This window comes from Pannonibacter anstelovis (assembly GCF_036881715.1).
In the GTDB taxonomy this organism is placed as follows: domain Bacteria; phylum Pseudomonadota; class Alphaproteobacteria; order Rhizobiales; family Stappiaceae; genus Pannonibacter; species Pannonibacter anstelovis.
Genome location: NZ_JBAKBF010000008.1, coordinates 1 through 20,371, shown reverse-complemented (window position 1 = coordinate 20,371; position 20,371 = coordinate 1). Strand labels below are relative to the sequence as shown.

The following is a 20,371-nucleotide window of genomic DNA, read 5'->3' as shown; positions in this document are numbered from 1 at the left end:
CTTTCTTCAGGGCGGGCTCTGAGTTTTTTAAGAGCCCGCTCAAAACTGTCTAAAATTGGAACATGCCATGCGGATGGTTCTTGTCGTTGCCTGTGCTCTCATTGACGCGGACGGGCGTATCCTGATCGCGCAGCGGCCCGAGGGAAAGTCCATGGCAGGGCTCTGGGAATTCCCCGGAGGCAAGGTGGAAGCTGGAGAAAGGCCTGAAGCCTGCCTGATCCGCGAGCTTTCCGAGGAACTTGGAATCAGCGTTAAGGAAGAGTGCCTAGCCCCTCTGACCTTCGCCAGCCACGCTTATGAAGATTTTCATCTCCTGATGCCATTGTATGTCTGTCGGCGATGGCAAGGAACTCCTGCAGCCCAGGAAGGGCAGACCCTGAAATGGGTGCGGGCAGGCAAGCTCAGGGAATTCCCCATGCCACCGGCCGATGAGCCGCTGATCCCCCATTTGATTGGGCTGGTCGGCGTCTGATGTAGACCGACAGGCAAACAGCCGCGTATCTGGCTGGTTAGGAGTTGCAATGCGACTGGACGAAAATCCGGCAGGCATGTTTGGTGCCCCCGCCAGGAAGCGCGTTCAGATCGGCCTTGATCTGGCGGCCCGCTTTCAGGAGGACGTGAAAGGCGCGACGGCCGTTGAATATGGCCTGATGGTCGGGTTCATCTCTCTGGCCATTGTCGCGACTCTGCTGTCGATCGGTCAGGACATTGGAACCGCCTTTACCATCATCAGCGATGCCTTGCAGGGCTCCTGATCAGGCGCCGCCGGGATCATCCGGCACCTTCAGTGCATCGGCCAGCCGTGCCTTGGCGGAACCCGGCTTTAGCGGCTTCTGCTGGCTCTCATGCGGCGCCCAGCCGGACAGATACATCACCTGAAATGTTGCGCGGATGCGCCCGTCCGTGTCGCTGTAATCCGCTGCATAGAGTTCCGCAGCCTTCAGAAACACGGCTCGTGACAAGGGTTTGCGGCTGCGCTCGTTCAGTGCCGAAGTGGCGCCCATCATCTTCAGATCCCGCATCAGCGCAAAGATGCTGTCATAGCGCACGGTCAGCTTGTCCGTGTCCGTGACCGGCAGGGCAAAACCGGCGCGTTGCAACAGGGCGCCAAGATCGCGGGTGTCGGCAAAGGGCACGACACGGGGCGCGGCGCCGCCGGTGACTTCCAGCTCCGCACGCATCAGGCAATCGCGCAATTCACTCAAGGTATCCCCGCCCAGCAGCGCCCCCAGAAACAGCCCGTCCGGCCTCAAGGCCCGGCGGATCTGGATCAGCGCGCCCGGCAGGTCGTTGACAAGCTGCAGGCTGAGTGCGGAGACGATCAGGCCCACGGACGCGTCCTTCAACGGGAGAAGCGCGTCATCGCAGACAAAATCCGGGGCGGGCAGGGCAGGGTCGGCCATGAACAGGTCGCCGCGCAGCACCGTCTCCGCCTTGCCGCTCTGCTGCAGGATCTGAGCAATCCGCCCCGTGTGGCCGCCCAGATCCACCGCTGTGCCGAACTCTCTTGTCACGGCTGCGATACGGTCCGCCAGATCTTCGGCGACTGCTGCCAGCAGAAAGTCTGCGCCTTCGATGCGGCCCTCAAGGGCACGCCGGCGCCGCCGGGCGAGAAGAGAACGGTCAATGAGGTCGATGCTGGTCATAGGGGTGCCTTCCGGGTGCCGGGCATGCTGCCTTATAGGCCCAGCCTTCCGCTTCCGTCAAAAGCTGCTAGGGTTGTTGTGAGCCATGGGTTGAAAGAGGCCTCTGATGCTTCAGGAACAGGATGCAGGCCTTGATCGCCTTGACTGGCGCAGACGCTCTCTGGGCGGATTGCGCCGGATCTGGCGCGCGGGGCTCGATTTCCTGCTGCCGCCGCGCTGCCTCACCTGCGATGCCCCCGCTGCCGAGCCCGATGCAGTCTGCCCTTCTTGCTGGGGGCAGATGCCCTTCATTGAGGCGCCCTGGTGCGCCCGCTATGGCACGCCGCTGTCCTTCGATCTCGGGCCGGAGGGCCTGAGTGCCCGCGCCATTGCCTCGCCGCCTCTCTTCAACCGGGCCCGTGCAGCCACCCTCTATGGCGGCCCGGCTCGGGACCTGGTACTGGCGCTGAAATTCGGCGGGCGGCGCGAGGTGGCAGCCCCCATGGGACGGCTGATGGCAGCTGCCGGGCGGGAGCTGTTCCAGCCTGATACGCTGGTTCTGCCCGTGCCTCTGCACCGCACCCGCCTGTGGCAGCGCCGGTTCAATCAGGCTGCCCTGCTGGGGCGGGAGGTGGCGCGCATCAAGGGCGTGGGCTTTGAACCGCTGATGCTGGAGCGCCGCCGCCGCACCCGCCAGCAGGTGGGCCTGCATGCGGACGAACGCAGCCGCAATGTGCGCGGTGCCTTTGCGCTCCGGCCGGAAGCGGCGATTCAGATCAGCGGGCGGCCTGTGGTGCTCGTGGATGATGTTCTGACAACGGGATCAACGGTGGAGGCCTGCACGCGGGTGCTGCTGCGGGCCGGTGCGCGGCAGGTGGATGTGCTCACCTTCGCCATCGCCGATCCCTCGCTCACCGCCGAGTGAGTGGCTTCCCTGAGCTCACGGCCATTTTCGGGGCTTGTCCGGCGCAAGTTCCGGCAGATATAAGCCGGTGAGGGGCGGTGAGCTGCCCATAAGGAGTTGAAACGTGGTTGAAGTCATCATCTACACCCGGCAGATGTGCGGCTACTGTTCTGCGGCCAAGCGCCTTCTGGACAGCAAGGGCGTTGCCTATACCGAGCATGACGCAACCTTCGATCCGGGTCTGCGGTCCGAAATGATTGCCAGGGCCAATGGCCGCAGCACCTTCCCGCAGATTTTCATCGGCGGGGTGCATGTAGGCGGCTGCGATGACCTGCATGATCTGGACCGGGCGGGCAAGCTCGATCCGATGCTCGCTGCCTGATCCGGAGTTTTTTGGATGACCATCTTCACCGCCGCCTGCGTGCAGCTTCGCTCCAGCCGGGATGTTGCTGCCAATGGTGCAGCGGCTGAAGCGCTGATCCGGGAGGCTGCTGCTGCCGGCGCTGACTATGTTCAGACCCCGGAGATGACCAATCTGCTGGAGCGCAGCCGTGAGGACTTGATGGCCAAGATCCGGGTGGAAGCGGACGATCCGTCGCTTGCCCGGTTCCAGGCGCTGGCCGCAGAGCTTGGCATCTGGCTGCATATTGGCTCGCTCGCCATTTTGCTCGAGCCAGGCAAGGCGGCAAACCGCGGCTTTCTCATCGGCCCGGATGGCAGCCTGAAGGCGCGGTACGACAAGATCCATATGTTTGACGTGGATCTGCCCAACGGCGAGAGCTGGCGGGAATCTGCGACCTACCGGCCCGGCTGCGAAAGCCTTGTTGCGGATCTGCCCTTTGCACGGCTCGGCATGGCCGTGTGCTATGACGTGCGCTTTCCGGCGCTGTTCCGGGCGCAGGCCCGTTCCGGGGCCGGGGTGCTGACCATGCCTGCCGCTTTCACACGCCAGACGGGCGAAGCCCACTGGCACGTGCTGCAGCGGGCGCGGGCGATCGAGAATGGCGCTTTCGTCATCTCCAGCGCGCAGGGCGGCAAGCACGAGGATGGCCGCGAGACCTATGGCCACAGCCTGATCGTCAACCCCTGGGGTGTGGTGATCGCGGAACTTGACCACGATGAACCGGGCTTCGTGACCGCCCGTATTGATACAGAAGAAACGCTGAAGGCGCGTCAGCGCATTCCCGCCATTGCCAACGAGCGGGACTTCACCCTGACGCAGACCGGCAAGGAGATTGAGGCGTGATCCGTTACACGCTCCGCTGCGACAACGCTCATGAGTTCGAGGGCTGGTTCCGCAATTCCGGAGATTTCGAGCGCCAGATGGCGCAAGGACTGATGAGCTGTCCGGCCTGCGGGTCTGATGACGTCACCAAGGCTTTGATGGCGCCTGCCGTCAGCACCTCGGAGCGCAGGGACAGCCTTGCGCCCGCCGGTGCTGCTGCGGCAGCGGCCGGGCCTGTTGAAGCGCCTGCTGCACCCACCGGTGCAGGGGCAGCGGCAACATCGGCCATGATCGCTTCAGACTCGCGCCACGCCGAGCTTCTGCAGAAGATCCGGGAGCTGCGCCAGCAGATCGTCTCCAATGCCGATTATGTGGGCCAGTCCTTTGCCGATGAGGCCCGCAAGATGCACTATGGCGAGGCGGACCATCGCAGTATCTATGGCGAAACCAGCCCGGATGATGCACAGGCTCTTCTGGAAGAGGGCATCAGCATCCTGCCGCTTCCGGTGCTGCCGGAAGACCGCAACTGATTTTTGCCTCCGGTCAGTCCAGGCCAGAAACCGGGCCAGCAGCCGGACCAATTTGAACGGGTGGCCCGGCCGCTGAATGGAGTCTGATCAGGCGTTTGCTGCCGGCTTTGCGCGCGGGGCGGCCTTGCGGGCTGCCGTTTCGCCATTGCCGTTGCTGTTGGCCGGTTCCATCGCCTTGGTGGCCGCTTCCATGGTCTGCTGCGCCATGTCTTCCACCACCTCTGCCGCCGTATCGACGACGAGATCGCCGGCCTTTGAGGTCTCGGTGAGGCTGGTCTGCAGAAGTTCCAGCGTCTTCTGGGCCTGGGCTTCGTAGTCGTGCCACATGTCACGGAAGAAGCCCTGCAGGGTCTTGGCGGTTTCTGCCGGTTCCTTGCAGGCGACAAGCGAACGGAAGCACGCGAGGTCTGCCTTGAGCCGCTGGCTCACGAAGTCCATGTGGCCGGTGAAAGCCTTTTCGCTGCCTTCCAGCATCTGGCGGCTGGCGGTCTCCAGGGCGCTGAGCGTGTGCTCGCCCAGCTTGTCGGAGCGTTCGGCCCAAGACCAGTTATCGGCCCATTTGCTGGATGCCACATTCATCCACGGTGCAGTGAGCCCCATGGCGCCGTGTACGGCGGTGTCATGTTCAATCCGGTTCTTTGTCATGTCGACCTCCCACAGATGTCGATTGCGCGTCTTCAGAAGGAGAGACGCCTGCCTTGCCGCTGCTTGCGGTCTGTCAGGCCGTGGCCTGCATGCTGCTGGCAATTACCGCGGGTAAGGCCTCAGCATGCACACGTGCCGCTAGGTTAGCAAGGGAATGTGACAACCGTTTTGATCTGCCTCACAAGAGGGCGCCCGGTCTGCGGCAGGAATGCGGCATTGGCCGCAAAAACCTGCGGCAGTGTGACGCGGAACTCCGGAAGGTCTCAGGCGCGCATCCAGGCCTGCAGCTCTGCGGTGACGGCGCCGGGGGCCTCCAGCGTGGAGAGGTGCCCGGCCCCGGCAATCAGGCTGAGGCGGCTGCCGGGGATGGCCTCGTGGATCTCACGGGCAATGGCAGGCGGCGTCAGCGTGTCGCCTTCTCCTGCCAGCACGAGCGTGGGGCAGGTGATCTGGCCGAGGAAGGGGCGGGAGTCGATCCGGGCCATGATGGCGGTCTGCTGGCGCACGAAAGCCTCGGGCCCTGTGTCTTCCGCCATTTCCACCACCACGGCCTTGAGAGTTTCGTCCTCTGCCCGCGAAGTATCCACCAGTCCGGGATAGAGCAAGTGCGGCACCTTGGCGAATTTGCCCGTTTGCGCCATCTGCATCAGCACGCGGCGGCGCTCGCCCTGCTCGGGCATGTCGGGCCGGGCGCTGGTGTCCAGCAGGGCGAGACGCGTCACCTTCTCCGGCGCCAGGCGCATGATCTCCATGGCGACGTAGCCGCCCATGGACAGCCCGGCGAGAGCAAAACGTTCGGGTGCTGCTGCCAGAATACCTTCTGCGATGGCGCTGATGCTGTCCGCTTCCCGGTGATTGCCGATGAGGATCGGCCGGTCCGAAAAGGCGGCGATCTGTGCGGCGAAGAGGAGCTCCGTGCAGAGCAGGCCCGGAATGAAGACGACAGCCTCGGTCATGCGTGCGTATCCCTGTGTTCCTGAGACGTAAGGCTTTCTCGTGCCGGAAAAAATCCTGCTTGGGAAGCCTGTTTCGGAGACAGGCTGGCGTCAGGAGAGCATCAGGCCAATGTCCTTCACGGCATCAGCCATGACCGGATAGAGCGATGCCAGAAGCAGCAGGGCCATGGCAATGTTGAAGGCCTGCAGCCGTGCCGGGCTGGCCAGGAAGCCGCGCAACAGCCTGCCTGCGGCCACCCAGGAAAAGCAGCAGGGAGCGCCGGTCAGGCTGTAAAGCAGGGTGATGATCAGCACATTGGTGAAGAAGCCGTCTGCCGGTGTGTAGGCGGCGATGGCCCCGATGGCCATGATCCAGGCTTTCGGGTTTACCCACTGGAAGGCGGCCGCCTGCAGGAATGTGAAAGGCTTCGGTTTGGCGCCTGCGGTTTGCGGTGCGCCGGAGCGGGCGATTTTCCAGGCGAGCCAGGCCATGTAAAGCGCCCCGGCATATTTCAGTACGTCATGGAGGGCCGGCCACAGCTCAAACAATGTGCCTATCCCGAGCCCGCAGGACAGCACCAGAATCGAGAAGCCGATATTGATGCCCAGCATATGCGGCAGGGAAGCCTTGATGCCGAAATTCACACCCGAGGCCAGCAGCATGGTGTTGTTCGGCCCCGGCGTGATGGAGGAGACAAAGGCGTAAAGAACAAAGGCGGCGATCAGGTCCGGCGTCATGGCAGGCTGTGCTCGGGCTAGTGGCTGAGTGGCCTGCAGAATAGAGGCGTGACGCTTTTGGAGAAAACGGAATAGCGTCACGTGACACTATTCCGTTTCCTGATCTGACCGTTTCTCCGCCCCGGGGGCAGCCTCAGCGGCTGGCGAGCAGCATGTAGTTCACGTCCATGTCGCGCGAGCGGTTCCAGCGGTCTGTGAGCGGATTGAAGGTGACGCCGCTGCGGTCGATTATCGTCAGGCCTGCTGCCGTCACAGGACGCTCGATCTCTTCCGGGCGCACCAGCTTTTCAAAGGTGTGCGTGCCCTTGGGCAGCCAGCGCAGCACATATTCAGCGCCAACAATGGCGAGCGCATAAGCCTTGAGGGTGCGGTTGATAGTGGCCACGAACATCAGCCCGCCGGGGCGGACCATGCGTGACACTTCGGTCAGGAACAGCGGCACATCGGCGACGTGCTCCACCACTTCCATGTTCAGCACCACGTCAAAGGTCTCGCCTGCTGCGGCCAGTTCTTCGGCTGTCGAGGCGCGGTAGTCGATGGCAAGGCCGGACTGGGCTGCGTGCAGCTTCGCGATCTCGATATTGACCGTCGAGGGGTCTGCGCCCACCACGTCGGCGCCAAGGCGGGCCATGGGCTCGCTCAAGAGCCCGCCGCCGCAGCCGATGTCGAGGAAGCGCAGGCCCTTGAAGGCGTCACTGGCTTTGGGATCGCGGCCGAAGCGGGCGCAGACCTGTTCCTTGATATAGGCGAGGCGCACCGGATTGAATTTGTGCAGCGGCTTGAACTTGCCTGCCGGATCCCACCATTCGGCGGCCATGGCGGAAAAACGGGCTACTTCCCGCTCATCGACGGTGCTGCCGGCTGCGGCCTGGTCCCTCGAGGTCTCGGTGCTCATGACTGTCCTTCCCGGATGAGGTCTTGCGCGGGGCTTGCGCTCTGAGGTGTGACCTTTCGCGTCAGGGCTGCTTTGTCAAGGCTCCCTGTTGCAGATGCGGCGTTGTGGCTGTATGGATTGCGGCCGATCCGCCGGGCGCGCTCGCGCCCATATGGCTCTCGACGGGAAGACAAAAACCACGATGGCCCGACTGGTTATGAAGTTCGGCGGCACGTCCGTCGCGAATATCGAACGCATTCGAAATGTTGCCCGCCATGTGAAACGGGAAGTTGACGCCGGCCATGAAGTTGCCGTCGTCGTGTCGGCCATGGCCGGGCAGACCAATCAGCTGGTCGCCTGGTGCCGGGAAGCCGCTCCCATGCATGACGCGCGCGAGTATGACGCTGTTGTCGCCTCCGGCGAGCAGGTCACCTCGGGGCTCCTGGCCATCGTGCTGCAGGAAATGGGCGTCAATGCCCGCTCCTGGCAGGGCTGGCAGATCCCGATCCGGACCGATGGCTCGCATGGTGCCGCCCGCATTGCGGGCATTGATGGCGCCTTCATGGTGGAGCGGCTGAAACAGGGCCAGGTGGCCGTGGTGGCCGGTTTCCAGGGCATCGCCCCGGACAACCGCATCTCCACGCTGGGCCGTGGCGGCTCCGACACTTCGGCCGTGGCCATTGCCGCTGCCATTCAGGCTGACCGCTGCGACATCTACACGGACGTGGACGGGGTCTACACCACCGATCCGCGCATCGTGCCGAAAGCCCGCCGCCTTGACCGCGTCGCCTTCGAGGAAATGCTCGAAATGGCTTCGCTCGGCGCCAAGGTGCTGCAGGTGCGCTCGGTCGAAATGGCCATGGTGCATGGCGTGCGCACCTTCGTGCGTTCAAGCTTTGACGATCCCGATGCCCCGCAGGAGGGCAAGGACGGTCTTCCCCCCGGAACTCTCATCTGCGACGAGGACGAACTCGTGGAACAGCAAGTCGTGACCGGCATCGCCTTTGCCAAGGACGAAGCCCAGATCTCCATCCGCAACGTGCCCGACAAGCCGGGTGTTGCCGGTGCCGTGTTCGGCCCGCTGGCCGATGCGAACATCAACGTGGACATGATCGTCCAGAACATCTCGCCGGACGGCAAGACGACGGACATCACCTTCACCGTGCCCGAATCAGAATATGAGCGGGCCATGAAGACGCTGGAAGACAAGCGTGCCGAACTTGGTTTCGGTGCTCTGGAAGGCGCTCGTGATGTGGTGAAGGTGTCGGTGATCGGCATCGGCATGCGCTCGCACGCAGGCGTTGCAGCCCAGTGTTTCCGCGGCCTTGCGGAGAAGGGCATCAACATCCGTGCGATCACCACCTCCGAAATCAAGATCTCGGTGCTGATCGATTCTGCCTACACGGAACTTGCGGTACGGACTCTCCATTCGCTATACGGTTTGGACGGGTAATAACCAGCCTGGGCCGGGCAGATGCGATGAACGTGTCTGCCTGCCCGCGCCGACAGGAACGGAGCTGACCCATGCGCAGCAACCTGGCCGGTCCGCGCCTGTTGCTCCGCAGGCTTCGCGAAGTCATGGCGGAGCCGATCAACGCGCAGGAGCGGCTCGACAAGATCGTGGTCCTGATCGCGGCGAATGTGGTCGCCGAGGTCTGCTCCGTCTATATTCTGCGTGCTGACGGCGTTCTCGAGCTGTATGCAACCGAAGGCCTCAACCGCGAGGCCGTTCACCAGGCTTCCCTGCGTGTCGGCCAGGGCCTTGTCGGCCTGATTGCCGCCGAAGCGCGGCCGCTCAATCTTCCCAACGCGCGCGCACACCCCGCCTTCGCCTATCTGCCGGAAACCGGTGAAGAAGCCTACAACTCCTTCCTGGGTGTGCCGATCCTGCGTGCCGGGCGCACGCTCGGCGTTCTGGTGGTGCAGAACAAGTCGCACCGCACCTATTACGAGGACGAGGTCGAGGCGCTGCAGACCACTGCGATGGTTATCGCGGAAATGGTCGCCGCCGGCGAACTGGAAGCCATTGCCAAGCCGGGCACGGGGCTGGATCTCTCCCGTCCCTTCCGCTTTTCGGCCGTTGGGCTTGCCGATGGTGTCGGACTGGGCCACGTGGTGCTGCATGAGCCGCGTGTCGTCGTCACCAACCTCATTGCCGAGGACACCGACCACGAAACGGGCCGTCTCGAGGGCGCGATCGACCGTCTGCGCCTGTCCATCGACAGCCTTCTGGCCTCCGGTGACTTCGCCCAGTCGGGCGAGCACAGGGATGTGCTCGAAGCCTATCGCATGTTCGCCTATGACAGGGGCTGGATCCGCAAGATCGAAGAGGCGATCCGCAACGGCCTCACGGCAGAAGCTGCCGTCGAAAAGGTGCAGAGCGACATGCGCGCCCGCATGCTGCGCCAGACGGACCCTTACCTGCGCGAGCGCCTGCATGATCTCGACGATCTGGCGCACCGGCTGATCCGCGAACTCATGGGCCGCCAGCACAGCGGTGGCGCCGGCAGTCTGCCGCAGGATGCCATCATCGTTGCCCGCAACATGGGGGCCGCCGAACTTCTCGATTATGACCGCGACCGGATTCGCGGCGTGGTGCTGGAGGAGGGTGGTCCGACCAGTCACGTCACGATCGTGGCGAGAGCCCTCGGTATTCCCGCCGTTGGTCAGGTGCAGGATATCGTCAGCCTCGCGGATGCGGGTGATGCCATCATTGTTGATGGCGGCACGGGTGAGGTGCATCTGCGCCCCGCTTCGGACGTGCAGGATGCCTATGCGGAAAAGGTGCGCTTCCGCGCCCGCCGTCAGGCCCAGTTCCGCCGGTTGCGCAACAAGCCCTCCGTCACCAAGGACGGGGTCGAAATCGCGCTGCAGATGAACGCTGGCCTCCTGGTGGATCTGCCGCATCTGAGCGAATCGGGGGCGGTGGGCGTAGGCCTGTTCCGCACCGAACTGCAGTTCATGGTGGCTTCGTCCTTCCCGCGCCTGTCCGATCAGCAGGCCCAGTACACACAGGTGCTGGATGCGGCGGATGGCAAGCCCGTGACCTTCCGGTCGCTGGATATCGGCGGCGACAAGGTGCTGCCCTATCTGCGCTCGATCCAGGAAGAAAACCCGGCCATGGGCTGGCGCGCCCTGCGCCTTGGCCTGGACCGGCCGGGCCTGCTGCGCACCCAGGTGCGTGCGCTGCTGCGCGCAGCTGCCGGCCGCGAACTCAAGCTCATGTTCCCGATGGTCTCGGAAGTCTCCGAGTTCCACCGGGCCAAGGAACTGGTGGAGCGCGAGCTGAAACATGCCCGCCGCCATGGCCATGATGTGCCCGATTCCATCCGCCTCGGCGTGATGATCGAGGTGCCCTCCCTGCTGTTCCAGCTGGAAGAGCTGTTTCAGGTGGTGGATTTTGCCTCCATTGGCTCCAACGACCTGTTCCAGTTCTTCTGCGCCGTGGACCGGGGCAACACCCGTGTTGCCGACCGCTATGACACGCTCGGCCCCGGCTTCCTGCGGGCGCTGAAGCTGATCGTGGATGTGGCCGGGCGGCACCATGTGCCGGTGACGCTCTGCGGGGAAATTGCGGGCAAGCCTCTGGAAGCCATGGCGCTGATCGGGATTGGCTACCGGTCCCTGTCCATGTCCCCGGCCTCGCTGGGCCCGGTGAAGGCGATGCTGCGCAGCCTTGACGCGGGGCGCCTGTCGGCGCGCCTGCTGCCGCGCCTTGATCACGGGCACCCGGATCACGAGATCCGTGCCTTCCTGCGGCGCTTTGCCGAAGAGCAGGACGTGGCGCTCTAGCGCCGCACCTGCCGCTCATCCCGTTTACTGCCGGGAGGCACTTTCCTCCCGTGGCTCTGGAGACATGCGCTCATGCTGGCGCAAGCAAAACTCGACACACTGCTGAACCGCTTTGCCGAACTCGAACACCGCATGTCCTCCGGTCCGGATGCTGGGGAATATGTGCGTCTTTCGCGTGAATATGCCGATCTGGAGCCGCTGGTGCGCGCCGTGCAGGCTCTGCGCAAGGCGGAGGAGGATCTCGCTGGTGCAGAGGCGCTGATTGCGGAGGCGGGCAGCGACCGGGAGATGCGGGACCTCGCCGAGCTGGAGCGCGATGAGCTGACGCAGAAGGTGGAGGAGCTGACGCAGGCCGTGCGCATCGGCCTTCTGCCCAAGGACAGCGCCGACAAGAATGACGCCATTCTGGAAGTGCGGGCCGGCACGGGCGGGGATGAAGCGGCGCTTTTTGCCGGTGACCTTTTCCGCATGTATCAGCGCTATGCCGCACTGCAGGGCTGGAAGGTGGAAGTGCTTTCGGCCAGCGAAGGCGAGGCGGGCGGCTTCAAGGAAGTGATTGCGTCGGTCACGGGTGAGAATGTGTTTGCCCGGCTCAAGTTCGAATCAGGTGTGCACCGGGTGCAGCGCGTGCCCGAAACCGAATCGGGCGGGCGCATCCACACCTCTGCCGCCACGGTTGCCGTGCTGCCGCAGGCCGAAGAGGTGGATGTGGATGTTCAGGAATCGGACCTGAAGATCGACACCTACAGGGCATCCGGGGCGGGCGGCCAGCACGTCAACACCACCGATTCGGCCGTGCGCATCACCCATCTGCCCACCGGTATCGTCGTGGCGGTGCAGGACGAACGCTCCCAGCACAAGAACCGTGCGAGAGCCCTGCAGCTGCTGCGCGCCCGCATCTATGATGCGCAGCGCGACAAGGCAGCGAACGAGCGCTCCGAGGCGCGGCGCCTGCAGGTGGGCTCTGGTGACCGTTCCGAGCGCATCCGCACCTATAACTTCCCGCAAGGCCGGGTCACCGATCACCGCATCGGCCTGACGCTCTACAAGCTGGAGCAGGTGCTGGCAGGCGAGGCGTTGAACGAGCTGGTCGAGGCGCTGACCGTCGATCATCAGGCAACGCTGATGGCCGCCGAGGAGGGCTGACCCCATGTCTGGGACAGGGGATGCGCCAACTCTGGGTGCGCTTTACCGCGAGCTGCGCGACAGGTTCCGCAAGGCAGGCCTTGCTTCGCCGGAGCTGGACGCCCGGCTGCTCGTGGCCGCTGCTGCTGGTCTGTCTCCCGGTGATGTCGTGCTGCGCTCCGATGATCCTGTGAGCGAGGCCGCTTCAACGCGGGCGCGCCGCCATGCTGAGCGGCGCGAAGCGCATGAGCCTGTCGGCCGCATTCTGGGCGAGCGGCAGTTCTTTGGTCTTGATCTGGCCCTTTCCCCGGACACTCTGGAGCCCCGTCCCGACACCGAAACGCTGGTGGAGGCGGTGCTGGCGCGGGCGGGTGGCCTCGCAGATCCGCTGATTGCTGACATCGGCACGGGCACGGGCGCCATCATTCTGGCCCTGCTCAATGAGCTGCCACAGGCGCACGGTCTTGCGATTGATCTGTCTGCCGGTGCGCTGGAGACGGCGCGGGCCAATGCGCGGCGTCACGGGCTGGAGGACAGGCTTTGCTTTGCGCTGGCAAACTATGGGGAAAGTCTTGCGCCTGTGTTCGACTGGATCGTCAGCAATCCGCCTTACATCGCCTCTGGTGTGATCGCGGGGCTCGATGAAGATGTGCGCAAGCACGACCCGGTTCTGGCGCTTGATGGCGGATCTGATGGGCTTGTTGCGTACCGTGCAATCGTGCCGCAAGCGTTGGCTGCGCTGCGTCCCGGAGGGCGGCTCGGCTTCGAGACCGGCTATGACCAGGGCAGAGCCGTTTGCGGCCTGATGGCTGAGGCTGGATTTCAGGATCTTGAAATCATTCAGGATCTCGGCGGAAATGACCGTGTGGTGACGGGCATTAAGCCGGCATCGGGTTGACTGCGGACATCCTTCAAAAAAGGCTTGGAAATCTGACGCGAACCGGCTAGTTTCACTTTGCCGAAGCCGGGATAACGCGGTCGGGGCGAGTTTCTCGCCATATCGGCGATCCAGCCCACGCAGGGATTATGGGCCGAACGATCGCAACGCGTTTTGGAAACCGAACATTTTCTGATTAATCGGACTGTCGGTCTGTCGCAGAATATGACGATTGCGTTGCCCTTTGCCGGGTGAAGCTGTCGTGGCGGTTCATTGTTCACAGCCGGTCATGCTCCCTTCACTGGAGCCGGGTAAATCCGGAATCCCAGCGCAGGGAATACAGACGCGCTTTTGATTGGCCGGCCTTGCCGGCCGCCGTTCCTTAAGAGTTAACGGCAGGATGAGACCAGGAAATCAAAATAAGCAGCGTATGCGGAACAACCGGGGCCGTAAGGGACCGAATCCGCTGACCCGGACGTTTGAATCGAACGGCCCGGACGTGAAGATCAGGGGTACGGCTCTGCACATCGCCGAGAAGTACCAGCAGCTGGCCCGCGACGCACAGGCAGCCGGTGACCGGATCATGTCGGAGAACTATTTCCAGCATGCCGAGCACTATTACCGCATCGTTGCGGCGGCTCAGCCCAACATGGCGGCAAGCGGCGGTCTGCGCTTCGACAACGGTTATGATGAGGAGGATGGCGAGGATCAGGGTGCCGAAGGCGCCGAGATCAACGAGCGGTCCGACCGTCAGGACCAGCCCGAGCGGCAGGAGCGTTCTGAGCGTTTTGAACGCCCGGATCGCTCTGAACGCATGGAGCGGCAGGACCGCCCCGGGCGTCAGGAGCGCGGTGAACGCCAGGACCGGGGTGACCGTCAGGAGCGTGGCGAGCGCCCCGAACGCGGTGACCGCCCGGTGCGTCAGGAACGTTCCGAGCGCAACAACCGGCAGGACCGCTATGAGCGCCGCGACCGGGACGACCGTCAGGAACGTGCCCCGCGCCCGGTTGAATATGTTGCGGCCGACGAACCGCAGCCCTTCATCGAGCACATGCCGGTACCGGAACTGAACGGAGGGCATATCAGCCGTCCGGTTCACGACGAGCCGGTTCAGACGGAAGCTGCGGTCTATCCCGGAGCCGAAGGTGAAGACGGTGAGGATGGCCGCCCGCGCCGCCGCCTGCGCGGCACCCGTGGCCGTGGTCAGCGCCGCGAGGGCGAAGATGCTCCGGCTGAAGAAACCGCCGCAGCTCCTGCCACGGTTGCCGCCGAGGCTGCCGCTCCGGTGGAAGCCGGTGAGGAGCCCAAGCCCCGTGCCCGCCGTACGCCGCGCCCGCGCCGCACCAAGGATGTGGAAGAAACCACCTCCAGCGACGCCTGAGCAGGCAGCAGGCTACCGAAGATACGAAAGGGCGTTCCGGTCTCCGGGGCGCCCTTTCTCGTTGCGATGCGGCTGCGCGCGTCTTTTCCTTGCGCCTGCTGGCGCCGGGCGAGCCCCGCGAAAGCTTCGGGGATCAGGATCCTTCCGGAGTTGCCGGACACCCCCCTTTTGTTGTCAATTTGCAACACTATATGAGCCTTGCCATCCGAGTGATGGCGCGGGTGCCCGCTTGGGCAGCTTGCGGCCGCAAGGCCGGGGCTGCCCGCCAAATGGGGCTCGCAGTCCAGCACGCCGGCCATGCTACGGGTGGTCAGGCGGAAAGGAGTTTTGCGAATGAATATGGAAAAATACACCGAACGGGCGCGCGGCTTCATCCAGTCTGCGCAGACCTTTGCGCTGGGGCAGGGGCATCAGCAGCTCCTTCCCGAGCATCTTCTCAAGGTGCTGATCGACGATCCCGAAGGCATGGCCGCCGGTCTGATCGACCGTGCGGGCGGCTCGTCCCAGGATGTCCGTATTGCCGTTGAGCAGGCTATTTCCCGGTTGCCGAAAGTCTCCGGCGGTTCGGGGCAGCTTTATCTGTCTCCCGCCATGGCGCGCTTCTTCGAGCAGGCCGAGAAGGTGGCAGACAAGGCGGGCGACAGCTTCGTCACCGTCGAGCGCATGCTGCTGGCTCTTGCCATGGACAATGACAGCGAGGCCGGCAAACTTCTGGCCAAGGCGGGCGTGTCCCCGGCCAATCTCAACCAGGCGATCAATGCCCTGCGCAAGGGCCGTACGGCGGACTCCGCCAGTGCCGAGAGCCAGTATGACGCGTTGAAGAAATATGCCCGTGACCTGACGCAGGCCGCCCGTGACGGCAAGCTCGATCCGGTGATCGGCCGCGATGAGGAAATCCGCCGCACCATTCAGGTTCTCTCCCGCCGTACCAAGAACAATCCGGTTCTGATCGGTGAGCCGGGCGTGGGCAAGACGGCGATTGCCGAAGGCCTTGCCTTGCGCATCGTCAATGGCGATGTGCCGGAGAGCCTGAAGGACAAGCAGCTTCTTGCACTCGACATGGGCTCGCTGATTGCCGGCGCCAAATACCGCGGCGAGTTCGAAGAGCGGCTGAAGGCGGTTCTCTCCGAAGTGGAGACGGCTGCAGGCGGCATCATCCTGTTCATCGACGAGATGCACACGCTGGTCGGCGCGGGCAAAGGGGATGGGGCCATGGATGCCTCCAACCTGCTGAAGCCGGCCCTTGCCCGCGGCGAGCTGCATTGCGTCGGCGCAACGACGCTCGATGAGTACCGCAAGCATGTTGAAAAGGACGCGGCGCTCGCCCGCCGGTTCCAGCCGGTTTTCGTCAGCGAGCCGACGGTGGAGGACACTATCTCCATCCTGCGCGGCATCAAGGAGAAATACGAGCTGCATCACGGGGTGCGCATCACCGATTCGGCCATCGTCTCCGCCGCGACATTGTCGAACCGCTACATCACCGACCGGTTCCTGCCGGACAAGGCCATCGACCTGATGGACGAAGCCGCCAGCCGCCTCAGGATGCAGGTGGACTCCAAACCCGAAGAGCTCGATGAACTCGACCGGCGCATCATTCAGCTCAAGATCGAGCGGGAGGCGCTGAAGAAGGAGAACGATCCTGCCGCGCAGGACCGGCTGGTCCGGCTTGAGAAGGAGCTGACGTCGCTTGAGGAAGAGTCCGATGCGCTGACCCAGCGCTGGCAGGGTGAGAAGGACAAGCTGAACGTCGAACAGAAGCTCAAGGAGCAGCTGGACGGCGCCCGCAGCGAGCTTGAAAAGGCGCAGCGGCAGGGCAATCTTGCCCGGGCTGGCGAGCTTGCCTATGGCGTCATTCCGGAATTGGAGCGCAAGCTCGCCGAAATGGCCGGTGCCAGCGCCAAGGGGGCGATGCTGGATGAGGCCGTGACCTCCAGCCACATCGCCCAGGTGGTGTCCAAGTGGACGGGCATTCCGGTTGACAAGATGCTGGAAGGCGAGCGTGACAAGCTCCTGCGCATGGAAGACGTGCTGGCGGGCCGGGTGATCGGCCAGGCCGAGGCGATCCATGCGGTTTCCACCGCCGTCCGCCGTGCCCGTGCCGGACTGCAGGACCCGAACCGGCCGATTGGCTCCTTCATGTTCCTCGGGCCCACGGGTGTGGGCAAGACGGAGCTGACCAAGGCGCTGGCCTCGTTCCTGTTCGACGATGACACGGCGATGGTCCGTCTCGACATGTCGGAATATATGGAGAAGCACTCGGTCTCCCGCCTGATCGGCGCGCCTCCGGGTTATGTCGGCTACGAAGAGGGCGGCGCCCTGACGGAGGCGGTACGCCGCCGGCCCTATCAGGTCGTTCTGTTCGACGAGATCGAGAAGGCCCATACGGATGTGTTCAACGTTCTGTTGCAGGTGCTCGATGATGGCCGCCTGACCGATGGTCAGGGCCGCACCGTCGACTTCCGCAACACGCTGATCATCATGACCTCGAATCTGGGCGCCGAGTATCTGGTGAACCAGCCTGAGGGCGAGGATACGGACAAGGTGCGCGAGGAGGTGATGGGCGTGGTGCGCAGCCATTTCCGGCCCGAATTCCTCAACCGCCTGGACGAGATCGTGCTCTTCCACCGGCTGCAGCGCAACCAGATGGCGTCCATCGTGTCGATCCAGCTGGAGCGGCTGCGGGCCTTGCTTGCCGACCGCAAGATCACGCTGGATCTGGACGACAGCGCCATCGGCTGGCTGTCGCAGAAGGGCTATGACGCCGCTTATGGCGCCCGGCCGCTGAAGCGGGTGATCCAGAAGGATGTGCAGGACCCGCTGGCGGAGAAGATCCTTGCCGGGACGGTCAGGGACGGCGACCACGTGGCGGTCAGCGCCGGAACGGACCGGCTGATCTTCACGACTGGGCCAGCCGCTGGCGAATCTGCGGCGGCCTGATGCGCCTCCGGCCTTGAAACGGCCGTCATGAAAACGAAAGACCCGCCGGAGCGCTCCGGCGGGTCTTTTGGTCTTGTTGCACAAAGCGGCGGGAAGTGCTCCGTCAGCGCACCGTCGCTGACGCGGACGCCGCCGCGAAGCGCGAGGGCTTTTGCCCGCGCTCAAGCAGGGCGTCGATGCGGGTGCGCTCCTGCTCGAAATTCGCCAGCATGTCGCCATCCAGAACCCGGCCGCGTGGCAGGCGGATGCGCATCGGATCCACGAAATTGTTGTTCACCAGCACCTCATAGTGAAGGTGCGGTCCGGTCGAGAGGCCGGTTGAGCCCACATAGCCGATGATCTGGCCCTGTGTGACGCGCCCGCCTTCCTTGATGCCGGGGCCGAAGTCGTTCATGTGGTTGTAGGTGGTGACGTAGCCGTTGGCGTGGCGCAGTTCCACGCGTTTGCCATAGCCCGACTCCCAGCCGGCCTTGATGATGGTGCCATTGCCCGATGCCATGATCGGCGTGCCGCGCGGGGCAGACCAGTCCACACCCGTATGCATCTTGCCAAAGCCATAGACCGGGTGCTGGCGCATGCCGAAACCTGACCGGAATGTGCCGCCCGTGAGCGGCTTGCGCATCAGGAACTTCTTCGCGCTGCGGCCTTCCTCGTCATAGTAGTCCACCGAACCGTCATCGGGAGCACGGAAGCGGTACAGCCGCCGCTCGGCAGAGCCTGTATGCAGCGAGGCATAGAGGATCTCGCCGTTGCCGCCAGTCTCGTCATCGCCGCCGCCATAGAAGACTTCCAGCGAGTCACCGGGCTGGACCCTGGCATTGAAGTCCACATCGTAGGAGAAGGCGCCGATCAGCTCCTTGATCAGGTCTTCCGGAATCTGCTGCTCGAGGGCTGTCTGATAGACGCTTTCGTAAAGTGAAACGGACGGGCCGCCGGAACTGCTGCCAAAGGTATTGCGTTCGGCCTCGGCAAAGGCGTCCAGAAGTTCTTCTGCCGGCTCGTTCGCGGTCACGTAAATGCCATTGTCAGAGCGGGCGACGGTCGCCTTGTGCTGGGTTTCGGTATAGATGCTGACACGCTCGACCCGCGGAATGGTGGGGTCGGCGGGATCTGAGCCGAGGGCAATGCGAAGCCGGTCGCCAGGCGCAACATCCAGAATGCCGGCGCCGAAGCGAAAGGCAGCCAGAATGGCTTCAGCCTCGGGATCGGATGCCTGATTGTCCAGAAGGATGTCCTTGAAGGCCATGTCCGGCTCGACGGGTATGATACGCTCGTCAAAGCCGGCGGCGGGAGTTGTGCCAGCCTGCTTGGAAACGAAGGAGACGTTTTCCTGGGTGATCCGCACGGACAGCCGCGCGAAATCGGGCTGACGGGCAAGATCGAAGTCGAAACGGTCCGGGTTGACGATGGTCCGTGACGCGATCTGGACACCGCTTTCACTCAGAAACTGGGCTGAAGCCCGGACTTGCTCTTCCACTTCCGTTTCCGAAGGGGTGAGGGCTGTGTCGATCAACGGGCTGTTGACCGGAAAGTCGCTCTGGGCCAGCGTGAATTCACCTTCCGACTTGCCCGAATAGACAGCATCGCTGACCGTCCGCTCATCCAGCGGCTTCTGATCGGCGAACATCTGCAGCGGATTGAAGGCCGGAATGCGCCCCTCCACATCGGCGATGCGCCGGGTCGTCAGCGTGGTGTTCACAAATGTATAAGGCTTCGCCTTGATATGCTCCTGATCACCGCTGCGTGTCACGACATTCAAGGGAATGATGCGTTTGCTGGTGAACTGGGCTGCTGCCTTGCTGACCCTGTCCCCTTTCGTACCGGCACCGGCCGTGCTCGGTGTCTCCTGTCCGGGCATGTGAGCCGTTGCGGCGGCAACACGGTACTGCCCGTCAAGGGCCGCAACCAGCGCCCCGCCCATCAGCACGATGGAGGTCACCCCTGTCAGGACGGTCCCGGTCAACCAGCGCAAGCTTACCTTCCGGCGGTCCGGCAACGCGTTGCGCTCGTCATAGACGACAAGCGGAGGCATGGTGCCGAGTTCGACCGCCGGAAGAGCGTGAGACTGAAATGGGCCCAGATGCATCAGTTGCCTTGTCTGTTCATGTCGTCCTGCATTGCCTGGACCTTGCAGGGCCGGGCAATGCGCGGAAACGGCCGCAGGCCGGAACCTTCCCGAACTTGACGGAAAATGCAGCTTGCCGCCGCAAAGGTCAACGGCGGTGTCGCCTTGGCGTGCGGCTGCGTCACCCGCGCCGCAACTGAACCGTTCGATACGCAGGGTTTCAGGCATGAATATGACAAGGGCGCCTTGAAGCCTTACAGGCAAAGAGAGCCTGAGCTGGAGCGCAGGCGTCTTTCTCCTCTCTTCCTGCGGCATGGGGGCTGCCATGGCTGCTGCATCTGAGAATTTTTCGCTGTCCTTGCGATTTTTTTGAGCCGGCTTGTGAACAAGGAGGCGGAACTCACAGCTCCAGGCCGCCCGAACCTGAGCGTTTCTGCGGGATTTGTGCCTTGTGAATCTTTTTTGACAATCTGTGTTGACTCCTCTCGGGGGGCTGGCTATAAACCGCTCCATCGACGGCGGCGCCACGGAAACACGGCGCTAAACGCTGTCGGGTCAGCCGAAAACGACTGAGCCATCAGGAGCTCGAAAGAGCGAAAGGTTCTGTTGTCTGCGGTTCCCGGAAACGGGGCGAACGCGTGAGTGTTCAGTTCTTTGACAATTAGGTATTTGAAGGAAGGGAAACGCGGCCGGCGTTGACCTGGCGCTTCGGCGGGGC

18 protein-coding genes are annotated in these 20,371 nt (G+C 63.7%); 12 read left to right on the top strand and 6 right to left on the bottom strand.

Annotated features, from left to right (window positions below):
- Positions 1-67 precede the first annotated feature (67 nt).
- Positions 68-472: an 8-oxo-dGTP diphosphatase MutT gene (gene mutT / locus V6L75_RS13265; RefSeq protein WP_334251976.1), complete on the top strand. Its 405-nt coding sequence runs from the start codon at positions 68-70 to the stop codon at positions 470-472.
- Between the two features lie 49 nt (positions 473-521).
- Positions 522-755, top strand: a complete 234-nt coding sequence (locus V6L75_RS13260) for a Flp family type IVb pilin (RefSeq protein ID WP_334251975.1) — start codon at positions 522-524, stop codon at positions 753-755.
- On the opposite strand, the gene V6L75_RS13255 is transcribed toward V6L75_RS13260, so the two are convergent.
- Positions 756-1,646, bottom strand: coding sequence for a class I SAM-dependent methyltransferase (locus V6L75_RS13255; protein WP_334251974.1), 891 nt, complete (start codon positions 1,644-1,646; stop codon positions 756-758).
- Positions 1,647-1,752: 106 nt separating this feature from the next.
- Between V6L75_RS13255 and V6L75_RS13250 the strand changes: the two genes are divergently transcribed.
- The 4 genes from V6L75_RS13250 to V6L75_RS13235 all read left to right on the top strand — a co-directional run bounded on the left by V6L75_RS13250 (position 1,753) and on the right by V6L75_RS13235 (position 4,284).
- Entirely contained in the window at positions 1,753-2,550 is a 798-nt protein-coding gene (locus tag V6L75_RS13250; RefSeq protein WP_334251973.1) for a ComF family protein, read from the top strand.
- 103 nt (positions 2,551-2,653) lie between these two features.
- Positions 2,654-2,911, top strand: coding sequence for a glutaredoxin 3 (gene grxC / locus V6L75_RS13245; RefSeq protein WP_334251972.1), 258 nt, complete (start codon positions 2,654-2,656; stop codon positions 2,909-2,911).
- A 15-nt stretch (positions 2,912-2,926) separates the two neighbouring features.
- Positions 2,927-3,775 (top strand): carbon-nitrogen hydrolase family protein, encoded by an 849-nt coding sequence (locus V6L75_RS13240; protein WP_334251971.1) that lies wholly within the window; start codon positions 2,927-2,929, stop codon positions 3,773-3,775.
- Entirely contained in the window at positions 3,772-4,284 is a 513-nt protein-coding gene (locus V6L75_RS13235) for a DUF1178 family protein (protein WP_334251970.1), read from the top strand. The genes V6L75_RS13240 and V6L75_RS13235 overlap by 4 nt, the downstream gene beginning before the upstream one ends.
- A gap of 87 nt (positions 4,285-4,371) precedes the next feature.
- On the opposite strand, the gene V6L75_RS13230 is transcribed toward V6L75_RS13235, so the two are convergent.
- From V6L75_RS13230 to ubiG, 4 genes are all read right to left on the bottom strand, one after another.
- The gene (locus tag V6L75_RS13230) at positions 4,372-4,929 is read right to left on the bottom strand and encodes a phasin family protein (RefSeq protein ID WP_334251969.1); all 558 of its coding nucleotides are present in this window, start codon (positions 4,927-4,929) and stop codon (positions 4,372-4,374) included.
- 263 nt (positions 4,930-5,192) lie between these two features.
- Positions 5,193-5,885 carry an alpha/beta fold hydrolase gene (locus tag V6L75_RS13225; RefSeq protein WP_334251968.1) on the bottom strand — a complete coding sequence of 231 codons (693 nt, stop codon included), beginning with the start codon at positions 5,883-5,885 and terminating at the stop codon, positions 5,193-5,195.
- Positions 5,886-5,975: 90 nt separating this feature from the next.
- Positions 5,976-6,602 (bottom strand): LysE family translocator, encoded by a 627-nt coding sequence (locus V6L75_RS13220; protein ID WP_334251967.1) that lies wholly within the window; start codon positions 6,600-6,602, stop codon positions 5,976-5,978.
- Positions 6,603-6,735: 133 nt separating this feature from the next.
- Positions 6,736-7,497: a bifunctional 2-polyprenyl-6-hydroxyphenol methylase/3-demethylubiquinol 3-O-methyltransferase UbiG gene (gene ubiG / locus V6L75_RS13215; RefSeq protein WP_334251966.1), complete on the bottom strand. Its 762-nt coding sequence runs from the start codon at positions 7,495-7,497 to the stop codon at positions 6,736-6,738.
- A 181-nt stretch (positions 7,498-7,678) separates the two neighbouring features.
- Between ubiG and V6L75_RS13210 the strand changes: the two genes are divergently transcribed.
- The 6 genes from V6L75_RS13210 (at position 7,679) to clpB (ending at position 17,588) form a co-directional block, all read left to right on the top strand.
- The gene (locus V6L75_RS13210; protein WP_334251965.1) at positions 7,679-8,929 is read left to right on the top strand and encodes an aspartate kinase; all 1,251 of its coding nucleotides are present in this window, start codon (positions 7,679-7,681) and stop codon (positions 8,927-8,929) included.
- A 71-nt stretch (positions 8,930-9,000) separates the two neighbouring features.
- Positions 9,001-11,268, top strand: coding sequence for a phosphoenolpyruvate--protein phosphotransferase (gene ptsP / locus V6L75_RS13205; RefSeq protein ID WP_334251964.1), 2,268 nt, complete (start codon positions 9,001-9,003; stop codon positions 11,266-11,268).
- A gap of 72 nt (positions 11,269-11,340) precedes the next feature.
- A complete protein-coding gene (gene prfA / locus V6L75_RS13200; protein WP_019966075.1) occupies positions 11,341-12,414 on the top strand; it encodes a peptide chain release factor 1 in 1,074 nt (357 codons plus the stop codon).
- A gap of 4 nt (positions 12,415-12,418) precedes the next feature.
- Entirely contained in the window at positions 12,419-13,291 is an 873-nt protein-coding gene (gene prmC / locus V6L75_RS13195) for a peptide chain release factor N(5)-glutamine methyltransferase (RefSeq protein ID WP_334251963.1), read from the top strand.
- A gap of 379 nt (positions 13,292-13,670) precedes the next feature.
- Positions 13,671-14,651 (top strand): DUF4167 domain-containing protein, encoded by a 981-nt coding sequence (locus V6L75_RS13190; RefSeq protein WP_334251962.1) that lies wholly within the window; start codon positions 13,671-13,673, stop codon positions 14,649-14,651.
- A 333-nt stretch (positions 14,652-14,984) separates the two neighbouring features.
- On the top strand, positions 14,985-17,588 hold the full coding sequence (clpB, locus tag V6L75_RS13185; RefSeq protein ID WP_334251961.1) for an ATP-dependent chaperone ClpB: 2,604 nt from the start codon (positions 14,985-14,987) through the stop codon (positions 17,586-17,588).
- Between the two features lie 103 nt (positions 17,589-17,691).
- Here clpB and V6L75_RS13180 read toward each other — a convergent pair whose 3' ends face one another.
- Positions 17,692-19,674, bottom strand: a complete 1,983-nt coding sequence (locus V6L75_RS13180; protein ID WP_334251960.1) for a M23 family metallopeptidase — start codon at positions 19,672-19,674, stop codon at positions 17,692-17,694.
- Between the last annotated feature and the right edge of the window lie 697 nt (positions 19,675-20,371).